Here is a 13,229-nt window from a genome sequence, read left to right as displayed (position 1 = left end):
AAAATCCCCGCCGTATCGTTCGCATATTGGATGATGGCTTATGCCATCGCCTTTTGCAGGTTCTCGTCGATCTTGTCGAGGAAGGCGGTGGTGGACAGCCAGGGCTGGTCCGGTCCGATCAGCAGTGCCAGGTCCTTGGTCATGAAGCCGGCTTCAACGGTATCGACGCAGACCTTTTCGAGGGTGGCTGCGAAGTTGGCCAGTTCGGTGTTGTCGTCGAGCTTGGCGCGGTGCGCGAGGCCACGGGTCCAGGCGAAGATCGAGGCGATCGAGTTCGTCGAGGTTTCCTGGCCCTTCTGGTGCTGGCGGTAGTGGCGGGTGACCGTGCCGTGAGCAGCTTCGGCTTCAACGGTGCGGCCATCCGGCGACAGCAGAACCGAGGTCATCAGGCCGAGCGAGCCGAAGCCCTGTGCAACCGTATCGGACTGGACGTCGCCGTCGTAGTTCTTGCAGGCCCAGACGTAACCACCGGACCACTTCAGCGCCGAGGCGACCATGTCGTCGATCAGGCGGTGTTCGTAGGTGATGCCGACTTCGGCGAACTTTTCCTTGAACTCGGTCTGGTAGATCTCTTCGAAGATATCCTTGAAGCGACCGTCATAGGCCTTGAGGATGGTGTTCTTGGTCGAGAGATAAACCGGCCACTTGCGCATCAGGCCGTACATCATCGAGGCGCGGGCGAATTCGCGGATCGATTCGTCGAGATTGTACATTGCCATGGCAACACCGGCGCCGGGCGCGTCGAACACGTCCTTCTCGATCACCTGGCCGTCTTCACCGACGAACTTGATCGTCAGCTTGCCCTTGCCGGGGAATTTGAAATCGGTTGCCTTGTACTGGTCGCCGAAAGCGTGACGGCCGACAACGATCGGCTTGGTCCAGCCGGGAACCAGGCGAGGAACGTTCTGGCAGATGATCGGCTCGCGGAAGATGACGCCGCCGAGGATGTTGCGGATCGTGCCGTTCGGGCTCTTCCACATCTGCTTCAGGTTGAATTCCTTGACGCGGTCTTCATCCGGCGTGATCGTCGCGCACTTGATGCCGACGCCGTGCTTCTTGATGGCGTGGGCGGCGTCGATCGTCACCTGGTCGTTGGTGGCGTCGCGGTTTTCGACCGAGAGGTCGAAGTAGTCGATGTCGAGGTCGAGATACGGATGGATCAGCTTATCCTTGATGAGCTGCCAGATGATGCGCGTCATTTCATCGCCGTCGAGATCGGCGACGGGGTTGGCGACCTTGATCTTCTTCATGTATCTGCCTCGTTAAGCTTTAGAGGGACGGGCGTCCCGGGTGGGTGATATAAAATCCCGAGGGCTATAGCATTGTGAGCCCGGAGTGCAAAGCCGCAAGCATTGCAGAATCGCGTGATTTTGAACGATTGCCAAGCCGGCGAAAATGGCTAGTCTCCGGCCAAAACCATTGCCCCGGACATTTCATCATGAAGACAATTTCGCTCGCTTTCGCCCTTCTGCTCGGCCTTGGTGCCCCCGTATTTGCTGCCGACGCGACGGCACCGGTCAGGGAAATCATGGATGCCACGACCAAGAACTGGTCGGGTGCCGACAATGACTGGGTCGATATTTTCGAAGAGAGCCGGCTGGTCAGGGTCTACAGCAAGGATTTCGTCGAGAAGTACCGCGCTGCCGTGCAGAATCCGGCAGCCGACGAGGATGGAATCTCGCCGTTCGACTACGACGTCATCGTCAACGGCCAGGATGCCTGCCCGCTGGAGGACATGACCTATACGCCAAAGCCCGGCGCCAATGGCACCACGGAAGTGGTCGTCACCTTCAAGAAGCAGACCTGCATGGATGGTGTCGATGACAAGCAGGCGCTGACGACGGTACGTTTCGAGGTGGTGGAAGAGGCCGGCAAGGCTGTCATCGATGACGTGATCACCGAGGGTGATCCCGGCCAGCCGGTGAACTCGCTGAAGAACACGATGGTGCTGATCGCCAAGGGCCAATAGATTCTGCCGGCGTAAGGGCTATAGGCCAGAAGATTGATTTGATTTTAACGCCGGTGGCGGTATGTGAGCGGTAAGTCAGTATTCCTCCGCTCCAGGGCCCGAACTTCTTGTTTTCCGGTTTTGATTTCCGAGATTGGCTGCTTGCCAACGATCCGGCGCTGTCGCGGCTCAGGATGGCGTTGCGCGTCACCTTGTCGGTGGTGCTGTCTTTCGGCGTGCTTCTGGCAATCCATGCCCTGCTGTTTCCGCTGCCCCTGGCGTCCTACGGGCTGGGGATCGTGCTGTCGATCGAGGGCGGCGTTGCGGTGCGCGACAAGGGCGGTGCGCGGCAACTGGTGACGCGGCTGCTCGGCTGCGCCGCAAGCCTTCTGGTCGTCGTCATTGCTGCCGGTCTCGAAGGTCATCGCTACCTCTCGGACGGCGCCTTCCTTCTTGTGATCTTTCTGGCGGCTTCCGCCAGGGTGTTCGGCGCAAGGGGACATGCGATCGGCATGTTCGCCTTCATGTCCTATTTCCTCGGCGCCTACTTCCAGCCGCCGATCTCTGAACTGCCGCTGGTGGCGATCGGCCCGGTCGTCTCCTCGCTGATTGCCCATGTGGTGCGCTCCGTCGTGCTGCCGGATGATTGGCGGCGCGACCTGCTGCGGGCGCTCGAAAGCGTTCAGGGCCGGATCAACCAGATCCTCTTCAAGATCGCGGCGCTGGCGGCGGTGGGGCAAGTATCCGACGCCGACCGGCAGGAACTCAACCAGCTGGAGGAGCGGTTGAAGGATGTCGTGCTGATGGCGGAAAGTTTCATTCCGCGGCCGCCGAGCGGTGTGTTCGATCCCGGGACCGAGCCAGCCGGTGAGCTGGCGATCCGCCTGTTCGACGCGCATCTGGCGGCGGAAGGTGCGATCATGCTCTGCGCACAGAACCTGCCGCCGTTTGCGCTGGTGCACAAGATGATCGAGGGCCGGTCGGTGCGTGCCCCTGAGGAGAACGATGGTCATCCTGACGCGGAAGCGCGCGGCGCCCTCATCCGGCTCGGCAAGGCGCAGGCCCAGCTCGTTGAGACGATCGGCGAGGGGCGGCGAACTGGCTTCGCGGAGATTGCTGCGGTTGCCGAGGCACCGGCGCCTCTTGACGGACTGGATTTCTCTCTGCGCAACCCGCTGATGCGCTCTGCATTGCAGATCACCGTCGCGTCGGCGATCGCCATGACGCTCGGGTTGGCGCTGTCGCGGGAACGCTGGTTCTGGGCGGTGCTTGCCTCGTTCCTGGTGTTCACCAACACCAATTCCCGCGGCGACACGGCGATAAAGGCGCTGCAGCGGTCGATCGGGACGCTGTTGGGCATCGGCATCGGACTGCTGCTGGCGACACTGCTGAGCGGACACCTGGCGCCAGCGCTTGTGATCACCACCATCGTCATTTTCCTGGCCTTCTACTTCCTGCAGACTTCCTATGCGACGATGACCTTCTTCGTCTCGATCGCCCTCTGTTTGGTCTACGGCATGATCGGCTCGCTGACGCTCGATCTGCTTTTGCTGCGCGTCGAGGAGACCGCCCTTGGGGCCGCCGTGGGGACGCTGGTCGCCTTCGTCGTCTTTCCGGCTCGCACACGCGGCGCGCTCGACAGGGTGCTCGGCAAGTGGTTTGCGGCAATGGACGCCTTGCTGCAGGCTGCCGCCGGCGGCGAACCGCGCAATGTGCTGATCGGCCTGTCGCAGACGCTCGATGCCGCCTACAAGGATCTCGCAGTCGCGGCACGACCGCTTGGCTCGTCCTGGTCTGTTGTCACCAGGCCGGGACATATCCGCCAGACGCTGGCAATCTTTCTCACGGCCACCTATTGGGCGCGGATGATGGCGAAGAACCGGGATGCATCGATCGAGGATGGGGATGCGCGGCAGATGATCGAAGCAAGCCGGGTGCGGGTCGCTTCGGCATCGCGGCGGCAGTCGGAATGCTTTTTCATCGACGGCAAGGTCCCTGCATCTGCGGCACGTCACCACCCGCACACCAGCAAGGGGTGGCGGCAGGGGCTCGATATGATCGGATCGACGCTCGATCGGCTCTATCCTGATGCATAAGTCTTGCCGTTTCGGGCTGTCTTGGCTATTCCCGCGCCTAGCAAAAGGATTTGGACTTCAATGGCAGGCACGAACAGCGAGCGTCTTCTTCTGACGGAAGGTCCCGTCATCATTCTGGTCGAACCGCAGATGGGCGAGAACATCGGGATGGTGGCGCGCGCCATGGCGAATTTCGGGCTCTCCGAACTGCGCCTGGTCAATCCGCGCGACGGCTGGCCGAACGAGAAGGCGCAGGCCGCAGCCTCCAAGGCCGACCATGTCATCGAGGGCACCAAGGTGTTCGACACGCTCGAACAGGCTCTGGCCGATCTCAACTTCGTCTATGCGACGACGGCGCGCGAACGTGATGGCTTCAAGCCGGTGCGCTCGCCCGTTGTGGCGGCCGAGACGCTGCGGACGCGGTTTCAGGCAGGAGAAGGCACCGGCATCCTGTTCGGGCGCGAGCGCTGGGGGCTGACCAACGAGGAGGTGGCACTGGCCGACGAGATCGTCACCTTCCCGGTCAATCCGGCCTTTGCCTCGCTCAACATCGCCCAGGCGGTGCTGCTGATGTCCTACGAGTGGATGAAATCGGGAATAGAAGACGTTGCCTCCGTGCCGTTCCAGGCGACGAGCCAGACGCCGTCGACCAAGGATCAACTGTTCGGCCTGTTCGACCAGATCGAGGATGCGCTGGATTCTCGCGGATATTTTCATCCCATCGAGAAAAAGCCGCGAATGATCGACAATCTGAGGGCGGTGCTGTCGCGTCGTGCGTTCTCGGAACAGGAGATCAGCGTGATGCGCGGCGTCATTTCCTCCCTCGACCGCTTCACGCGCAAGACGCCGCGCGGCGGCCGGTTCCCCGCAGGCGCCAAGGATCGGCCACAAGATGACAGCACCGACCAATGAGCTGAAGCCTGTCCTGGTGTTTGATTCAGGCATTGGCGGGCTGACCGTTCTGCGCGAGGCGCGGGTGCTGATGCCGGAACGCGGTTTCATCTACATCGCCGACGATGCCGGATTTCCCTATGGTGGATGGGAAGAGCAGGCGCTGAAGGAGCGGGTGATCGCGCTCTTCGCCAAATTGCTCGCGGAGCACGACCCCGAAGTCTGCATTATCGCCTGCAACACGGCGTTCACGCTTGTCGGCGCCGATCTGCGCGCTGCATTCCCGCAGATGACCTTCGTTGGCACCGTGCCCGCGATCAAGCCGGCCGCAGAGCGAACGCGCTCCGGCCTTGTGTCTGTGCTGGCGACGCCCGGAACAGTCAAGCGTGCCTACACTCGCGACCTCATCCAGTCCTTCGCCCAGCAATGCCACGTTCGCCTCGTCGGTTCGGAAAACCTGGCGCGGATGGCGGAAGCCTATATCCGGGGCGACGCCGTCTCCGACGCGGCCGTGCTGTCGGAGATCGAGCAATGTTTCGTCGCGCAGGATGGGCGCAAGACCGATATCGTTGTGCTCGCCTGTACGCATTATCCCTTCATGGCCAATATCTTCCGTCGCTTGGCGCCGTGGCCGGTCGATTGGCTCGATCCGGCCGAAGCCATAGCCCGGCGCGCCCGCAGCCTCGTGCCTGAGGTGGCGGATGCAGTTCATCCCGATAATTTCGACTTTGCCGTGCTGACTTCGGGTAACCCCGACTTTTCGACAAAGCGTCTGATGCAGGGGTTTGGCCTCACCACGCGGTGACATGCGGCGGCCGATCCAATCTGGATTTGCTCGTCTTTTCCCGCCGGCGGCGCTTTCTTTCGGGAAGCCGATATCGCAATCTCGCTGCCGGGGAATCGTTCGCGAGGCTGTGGCCTTCATGCGGACAAAGGGATGCGCGATGCCGTTTCAAAGACTTGTGATGCTGATCTTCTTCCTGCAGCCGATCGCCTTCGGTAGCTGGCTGCCACGCATCCCTGACGTACAGGCCAAACTTGAGCTTGGGCCCGCCGATCTCGCCATCGCGCTGCTCGGCATGCCAGTCGGCATCCTGATGACGCTGCCGTTTGCCGGGCGCTTCGTGTCGAAGGTCGGTGGACGTGCGACGATCATCTATGGTTTCGTGGTATTTCTGGCGGTCGTCTCGCTGCCGGTGTTTGCCGATAGCATCGAGATGTTGTTCGTGGCGCTGATGATTGTCGGCGTGGCACTGTCGACTCTTGAGCTTGGCCTCAATGTCGAGGCGGATCGTGCCGAAAAGACGACCAGACTGGTGATCATGAGCCGCTGCCACGGCTTCTGGAGCCTTGGGATCATGTTCGGCAGCCTGATCGGGGCGGGGGCCACGGCCATGCATCTCTCGGCGCAATGGTCGATCCCGATCGTGGCGCTGATCGTCCTGCCGCTGGCGTTGATCACCGCCGTGAAATTGCCGGCCGAGGAAAAGGCCGTTGCCGCTCCTTCCGCTGCGACACCGGCGGATACCCCGCGCAAGCTTCCAAGCCTTGCCTTGCTCGGCATCTGCGCCTTCACTTTCGGCATCACCATGACAGAGGGCGCGATTGCCGATTGGTCAGCGGTTTATCTCAAGGACGTGCTTTTGGCGGGCGGTGCGGCCACGGGGCTGGGCTACTCGGTGTTTGCGTGCCTGGTGGCGACCGGCCGTTTCGCCGGGGACACGATGAAGGCCCGGTTCGGCGCGGTGGCGATTGCGCGTGGCTGCGGCTGCGCGGCGCTGGTCGGGCTGCTGGTCGTGTTGCTGGCGCCAAGCACATTTATGGCACTGGTCGGATTTGGATGCATCGGGATCGGCGTCTCGGTCGGTTTTCCGCTTGCGGTGACCGCCTCGGCTGGTCTAACGGATCGACCTGCGGCGGCAAGCGTCGCCATCCTGTCGTTTATCGCCTTGCTCGGCTTCCTCGTCGGCCCGCCGTTGATCGGTTTCGTCGGCGAGTTCTGGGGGCTGCGGGCCGGGTTGGCGATCCTGCTGGTGCCGCTGGCGGCAAGCCTTGCGTTTACGGGCATGTTGACGCCACGGGCCGGTGCCGACAAGGCGAATATCTTGGCGGACGAAGCGGCCTGAACGCTGTGACGATTGGCTGTGGGTTTTGTTGATCGGCGGCAGTATCCGGCGGCGAATGTGCTACAGAGTGCTGTTGATTTCAGAAGGGATTTGGACTTGCAGGTTGGTATCGATATGGGATCGGCGTCGGGAGGCAATCCGGCCACGCTCGATATCGAGGAGCTGCTGGCGACCCGCCTTCTGGTGCAGGGCAATTCCGGCTCGGGCAAGTCGCATCTGCTGCGACGCCTGCTGGAACAATCCGCCCAGTGGGTGCAGCAGGTGATCATCGATCCCGAAGGCGACTTCGTGACGCTGAGTGACAAGTTCGGCCATGTTGTCGTCGATGGCGAGCGCACCGAGGCAGAGCTGGCCGGCATCGCCAACCGCATTCGCCAGCACCGGGTCTCCTGCGTGCTGACCCTTGAAGGTCTTGAGGTCGAGCAGCAGATGCGTGCTGCCGCAGCCTTCCTCAACGGCATGTTCGATGCCGATCGTGAGTTCTGGTATCCGGTTCTTGTTGTGGTCGATGAAGCGCAGATGTTTGCGCCGTCCGTCGCTGGCGAGGTTTCCGACGATGCCCGCAAGATGTCGCTCGGCGCGATGACCAACCTGATGTGCCGCGGCCGTAAGCGTGGACTGGCGGGCGTGATTGCCACCCAGCGTCTCGCCAAGCTTGCCAAGAACGTTGCGGCAGAGGCCTCCAACTTCCTGATGGGCCGCACCTTTCTCGATATCGACATGGCACGCGCTGCCGACCTTCTGGGCATGGACCGCCGCCAGGCCGAAATGTTCCGTGACCTGAAGCGCGGCAATTTCGTTGCGCTCGGCCCGGCCTTGTCGCGTCGTCCGCTGCCGATCCAGATCGGCAATGTCGAGACTTCGGCGCGCTCGTCGAGCCCGAAGCTGATGCCGCTGCCGGATTCGCCTCAGGATGTCGAAGACCTGATTTTCACACCGGATCCGGAAGAGTTCCAGCGGCCGTTGACGCGCCGCGCAGCACCGGCGCCACGCCCGACGACGGATATTCTGGCCGAGCTTGCCCGCTCGACGCCTGCCGCTTCCGCACCTCAGCCGCCCGAAGGCCGCGTTAGCCAGCCGGAGATGTCGGCGGAGGATCGCGAGGAAAGACTGTCGGCCGTGCTCCACGAGATCCTCGGAGATTCTGGCTCGGGCTTCCGCACGGATTCGGTGCTCTACCAGGAGTTCCTCGTTCGCCTGCGCATGCGCCGTGTGCCGGGATCGCCAATGTCGTTGCCGGAGTTTCGGCGCAGGGTGGCGGTGTCGCGCTCCGGCGTCGATGCGGCAACGGCCGAGACCGAAGTGTGGGCGACGGCGCTATCGCTGTCGTCAGGCGTCACCGATGATCTGCAGGGTGTGTTCCTGATGCTGGCCAAGGCTGCCGTCTGCGGCGAGCCATGCCCGTCCGATGCCCGTATCGCCCGGGCCTACGGCACGCACTCCGCACGTCGTGCCCGGCGTCTGCTCGGCTATTTCGAGGAGCACGGCACCGTCGTCGTGCACACGGATTTCTCCGGCAAGCGCATCGTCGCTTTCCCCGACATGAACTGCCAGACGGCGCCCGGTGATGCCAATGCGCCGGATGTGGAAGAGCTGCGCTCCGCCGCTGAATGATCGGCCTGCCGTTTTATATCTTCTGTCAGTGAGATGATTGTTGGACTGCAGCTTTCTTGGTGTGTTGCCTTCGCATGCACACGAAAGGGTTGCTGTTGTCACATGCCGTTCATCTCGGTGGTGGATAAGGCGCGCATGCCCTCAAGGGCGTACGCTTTGTCAAAAGGAGATGTCAGCCATGTCATACAAAATCCGTCGCCACGTGTCTCAGGCGCTTGCTGCAGCCTTGCTCGCAACCGTTGCCATTCAGCCTGTCGCTGCTGCTGATACGGCTGTGAAGCTGCTGGAACGCGGTGCCAGCCAGGAGCTGAGCGTGCCTGGCGGTGCCCGTCGTATCTCCGGCGACATCACCGAAGCCTATCGCGCTGCGATCGTCGATGGTCGCCCGAAAAACGTCATCCTTCTGATCGGCGACGGCATGGGTGATTCCGAAATCACCATCGCGCGCAACTATGCCGTCGGCGCCGGCCAGTATTTCAAGGGCATCGACGCTTTGCCGGTGACCGGCCAGTACACGCACTACTCGCTCGACAAGAAGACCGGCAAGCCGACCTATGTGACGGACTCGGCCGCATCGGGCACCGCCTGGGCAACCGGCGTGAAGAGCTATAACGGCGCGATCGGCGTCGATATCCGCGAAGAGGCGCACGAAACGCTGCTGGAAAAGGCCAAGGCTGCCGGTCTCGGCACCGGCAACGTATCGACCGCCGAACTTCAGGACGCGACGCCGGCGGTACAGATCGCCCATGTGACGCAACGCAAGTGCTACGGCCCGGAAGCAACGTCGGAAAAGTGCGCCAGCAATGCGCTCGAGAACGGCGGCAAGGGTTCAATCACCGAACAGCTGATCAACGCGCGTGCCGACGTAACGCTCGGTGGCGGTGCCAAGAGCTTCGGCGAGACGGCCAAGGCCGGCGATTGGAAGGGCAAGACGCTGCGGGCGCAGGCCGAGGAGCGCGGCTTCAAGCTGGTGTCCAACCTCGATGAGCTTCAGGCAGTGAAGGAAGCCGGCGACAGCGCCCCGGTGCTGGGTCTCTTCGCAGAAGGCAATATGCCGGTGCGTTGGGAAGGTCCGAAGGCCAGCCACTACGGCAATATCGAAAAGGAACCTGTGGTCTGCAAGCCGAACGAGAAGCGGACGGCCGCGACGCCGACCCTGGCGCAGATGACTTCCAAGGCGATCGAATTGTTGCGCACCAACGAGAAGGGCTTCTTCCTTCAGGTCGAAGGCGCGTCGATCGACAAGCAGGACCATGCGGCCAACCCATGCGGCCAGATCGGCGAGACTGTCGATCTCGACGAAGCCGTGCAGGCAGCGCTGGCGTTCGCGCAGGAAGCTGGCGATACACTCGTCATCGTCACTGCCGACCATGCTCATGCCAGCCAGATCGTCGATGCCGACACCAAGGCTCCTGGCCTGACGGAAGCGCTGATGACCAAGGACGGCTCCGTCATGGCGGTCAGCTACGGCAACTCCGACGATGCCGATGACCAGGGTCACACCGGCTCGCAGCTGCGTATCGCCGCCTACGGCCCGCGTGCGGCCAATGTCAGCGGCCTGACCGACCAGACCGACCTGTTCTACACGATCAGCGACGCGCTCGGCCTGAAGACCCAGAAGCTGGGCATGAAATAAGTCCGGGCAGGGCTTTTAAATCGAGCGGTCTTGCCGGTGCGGCCTTGGATTGTGATTGACATTCCAGTGGCTTCCCCCTAAACACCGCGCCAGCACGGGGCAGCAATGTCCCGTGTTTCATTTGACATGTCCCGTGGATCTTCCAGTTCGCGAAACCGGAAAATCCTGTCGGGCCTCCCAAAAAGGGGCCAAAGGAGGGCGTGTTTCCTTCGAGCAGTTTGGAAACAAACTGCCGTAACATTCTGAAAGGAAATACGATGAGCAAGCGCGAATCGTCCAAGTACAAAATTGACCGCCGTATGGGCGAGAACATCTGGGGTCGTCCTAAGTCCCCGGTGAACCGCCGCGAATACGGCCCGGGCCAGCACGGTCAGCGCCGCAAGGGCAAGCTTTCGGACTTCGGTGTGCAGCTGCGCGCCAAGCAGAAGCTCAAGGGTTACTACGGTGACCTGCGCGAGAAGCAGTTCCGCGCGATCTTCGCTGAAGCCGACCGCCGCAAGGGCGACACTTCGGAAAACCTCATCGGTCTTCTGGAATCCCGCCTGGATGCGATCGTTTACCGCGCCAAGTTCGTCCCGACCGTTTTCGCTGCACGCCAGTTCGTCAACCACGGCCACGTGACTGTGAACGGCGTCCGCGTCAACATCGGTTCTTACCGCTGCAAGGCTGGCGACGTCATCGAAGTTCGTCAGAAGTCGAAGCAGCTGGTTACGGTCCTCGAAGCCGTCAGCCTGGCTGAACGCGACGTTCCCGACTACATCGAAGTCGATCATCACAAGATGGTTGCGACCTTCGCTCGTGTACCGACTCTTGCTGACGTTCCTTTTGCCGTCATCATGGAACCGCATCTGGTGGTCGAATTCTATTCGCGTTAATCGCGAGGCGTTTTCGCATACGGAAAGGCCGCCTCTTGGGGCGGCTTTTTTGTTATCTGGAGAGAAGCAATGGTCGATTTGCAGGCAGTCCTAGACGACATCTACGCTGAACTTCAGCCGAGAATCGGCGAGGGAAGGGTGGCCGATTATATTCCCGAGCTTGCCAAGGTCGATCCGAAGCAGTTCGGGCTGACGATCGCCACCGTCGATGGCAAGGTCCACAGCGTTGGCGATACCGCCGTGCCATTCTCGATCCAGAGCATTTCCAAAATGTTCATGCTGACGCTAGCGCTCGGCAAGGTCGGCGAGCAGCTGTGGAAGCGCGTTGGACGTGAGCCTTCCGGCTCCGCCTTCAATTCGATCGTGCAGCTGGAGCAGGAATCCGGCATTCCGCGCAATCCGTTCATCAATGCCGGGGCCATTGCCGTGACCGACGTCGTCATGTCAGGTCATGCGCCGCGCGAGGCGATCGGGGAACTGTTGCGCTTCGTGCGCTATCTCGCCGACGATGATACGGTGACGATCGACGGCAAGGTGGCGAAGTCCGAGACACGGACGGGTTTCCGCAATTCGGCACTTGCCAATTTCATGAAATCCTACGGCAATCTCGATCATCCGGTCGAGCATGTGCTGGGTGTGTATTTCCACCAGTGCGCCCTGTCGATGACCACCGAGCAACTGGCCAAGGCCGGTCTGTTCCTGGCGGCGCGCGGCAGCAATCCGGTGGCCGGCCTCTCGGTTGTTTCACCGAAGCGGGCGCGGCGTATCAATGCGCTGATGCTGACCTGCGGCCATTACGACGGCTCCGGCGATTTCGCCTATCACGTCGGTCTTCCCGGCAAGAGCGGCGTCGGTGGCGGCATCTTCGCGGTGGCACCCGGCATTGCCTCGATGGCGGTCTGGTCGCCGGGGCTGAACAAGGTCGGCAATTCGCAACTCGGCGCCGTGGCGCTGGAGATGCTGGCGGCGCGTACGGGATGGTCGGTTTTCGGCGATTGACGCTGTGTTGCATCGCGGCTTTCTGCTAAGCAGAGCCGGGATATCGATTGGATGAGACATGAATATCGCTGCGAACATTTCCGGCAACATTGCCGACGAGCTGGAAGCGCCTGAGATCGAAGGCGGTATCGCGCATGCATTGTTTGCCGATGCGCCAAGCTCGGTCTCGTTCAACAAGCTGCGCAAGCGGCTGCTGCGGCAGATGCGCCAGGCGTTTGACGATTTCGGCATGCTGAAGGGCCAGAAGCGGTGGCTGATCGGCGTCTCGGGCGGCAAGGATTCCTACGGCTTGCTGGCGCTGCTGCTCGACCTGCAATGGCGCGGCCTGCTGCCGGTTGAACTCATCGCCTGCAACCTCGACCAGGGCCAGCCGAATTTTCCGAAGCATATCCTGCCTGAGTACCTGACGAAGGTCGGCGTCAGGCACCGGATCGAATATCGCGACACCTATTCGATCGTGAAGGAGAAGGTACCGGCTGGCGGAACCTACTGCTCTCTCTGTTCGCGCCTGCGCCGTGGCAATCTCTATCGGATCGCCCGCGAAGAAGGCTGCGATGCACTGGTGCTCGGGCACCACCGCGAAGATATCCTCGAAACCTTCTTCATGAACTTCTTCCATGGCGGCCGTCTGGCCTCGATGCCGGCGAAGCTGTTGAACGATGAGGGCGACCTGATGGTGCTGCGGCCGCTCGCCTACTGCGCCGAGGACGACATGGCGAAGTTCGCCGCTGCCATGCAGTTTCCGATCATCCCGTGCGACCTCTGCGGCTCGCAGGACGGCCTGCAGCGCAATGCGATGAAGGATATGCTTGCCGATATCGAACGGCGCATGCCGGGCCGCAAGGACACGATGCTCAGGGCGCTTTCGCATGTGAACCCGTCGCATCTGCTCGACCCCAAGCTTTTCGACTTCGCCGGCCTGATGGCGGGAGAGGCTGTCTCGAAGACTGGGTGATCGGCGTATTAAAACGCGCCGCGATCTTTCGGATTTGCTTTTTGCGCTTTAGGTTCTGGTCCTGACGCATGTCGTCATCGCAGAACTGCGACGCAGTTTTGCGCGACGTG

Annotated in this window: 11 protein-coding genes; 10 read left to right on the top strand and 1 reads right to left on the bottom strand. The window is 61.8% G+C overall.

Annotated elements, in window-relative coordinates:
* Positions 1 to 38 precede the first annotated feature (38 nt).
* Positions 39 to 1,250: an NADP-dependent isocitrate dehydrogenase gene (locus tag GVL52_RS24650; RefSeq protein ID WP_160011983.1), complete on the bottom strand. Its 1,212-nt coding sequence runs from the start codon at positions 1,248 to 1,250 to the stop codon at positions 39 to 41.
* A gap of 188 nt (positions 1,251 to 1,438) precedes the next feature.
* Here GVL52_RS24650 and GVL52_RS24645 point away from each other — a divergent pair, with 188 nt between their 5' ends.
* From GVL52_RS24645 to ttcA, 10 genes are all read left to right on the top strand, one after another.
* On the top strand, positions 1,439 to 1,969 hold the full coding sequence (locus tag GVL52_RS24645) for a hypothetical protein (protein WP_160011981.1): 531 nt from the start codon (positions 1,439 to 1,441) through the stop codon (positions 1,967 to 1,969).
* Between the two features lie 107 nt (positions 1,970 to 2,076).
* Positions 2,077 to 4,044: an FUSC family protein gene (locus tag GVL52_RS24640; protein ID WP_160011979.1), complete on the top strand. Its 1,968-nt coding sequence runs from the start codon at positions 2,077 to 2,079 to the stop codon at positions 4,042 to 4,044.
* 60 nt (positions 4,045 to 4,104) lie between these two features.
* Positions 4,105 to 4,935 (top strand): RNA methyltransferase, encoded by an 831-nt coding sequence (locus GVL52_RS24635; protein ID WP_160011977.1) that lies wholly within the window; start codon positions 4,105 to 4,107, stop codon positions 4,933 to 4,935.
* Complete coding sequence (gene murI / locus GVL52_RS24630; protein WP_160011975.1) at positions 4,916 to 5,719, top strand: glutamate racemase; 804 nt, start codon at positions 4,916 to 4,918, stop codon at positions 5,717 to 5,719. The genes GVL52_RS24635 and murI overlap by 20 nt, the downstream gene beginning before the upstream one ends.
* A gap of 139 nt (positions 5,720 to 5,858) precedes the next feature.
* Positions 5,859 to 7,040: an MFS transporter gene (locus GVL52_RS24625; protein WP_160011973.1), complete on the top strand. Its 1,182-nt coding sequence runs from the start codon at positions 5,859 to 5,861 to the stop codon at positions 7,038 to 7,040.
* A 96-nt stretch (positions 7,041 to 7,136) separates the two neighbouring features.
* Complete coding sequence (locus GVL52_RS24620) at positions 7,137 to 8,654, top strand: ATP-binding protein (RefSeq protein ID WP_160011971.1); 1,518 nt, start codon at positions 7,137 to 7,139, stop codon at positions 8,652 to 8,654.
* A gap of 178 nt (positions 8,655 to 8,832) precedes the next feature.
* Entirely contained in the window at positions 8,833 to 10,290 is a 1,458-nt protein-coding gene (phoA, locus tag GVL52_RS24615) for an alkaline phosphatase (protein WP_160011969.1), read from the top strand.
* Positions 10,291 to 10,547: 257 nt separating this feature from the next.
* The gene (gene rpsD / locus GVL52_RS24610; protein ID WP_160011967.1) at positions 10,548 to 11,165 is read left to right on the top strand and encodes a 30S ribosomal protein S4; all 618 of its coding nucleotides are present in this window, start codon (positions 10,548 to 10,550) and stop codon (positions 11,163 to 11,165) included.
* A 69-nt stretch (positions 11,166 to 11,234) separates the two neighbouring features.
* Positions 11,235 to 12,164 carry a glutaminase gene (locus GVL52_RS24605; protein WP_160011965.1) on the top strand — a complete coding sequence of 310 codons (930 nt, stop codon included), beginning with the start codon at positions 11,235 to 11,237 and terminating at the stop codon, positions 12,162 to 12,164.
* A gap of 58 nt (positions 12,165 to 12,222) precedes the next feature.
* Positions 12,223 to 13,119: a tRNA 2-thiocytidine(32) synthetase TtcA gene (gene ttcA / locus GVL52_RS24600; protein WP_160011963.1), complete on the top strand. Its 897-nt coding sequence runs from the start codon at positions 12,223 to 12,225 to the stop codon at positions 13,117 to 13,119.
* Positions 13,120 to 13,229 lie beyond the last annotated feature (110 nt).

The sequence above is a fragment of the Rhizobium sp. 18055 genome, from assembly GCF_902706285.1.
GTDB lineage: Bacteria > Pseudomonadota > Alphaproteobacteria > Rhizobiales > Rhizobiaceae > Rhizobium.
Note: the sequence above shows the minus strand (reverse complement) of the source record. Positions and strands in the feature narration are given on the sequence as shown.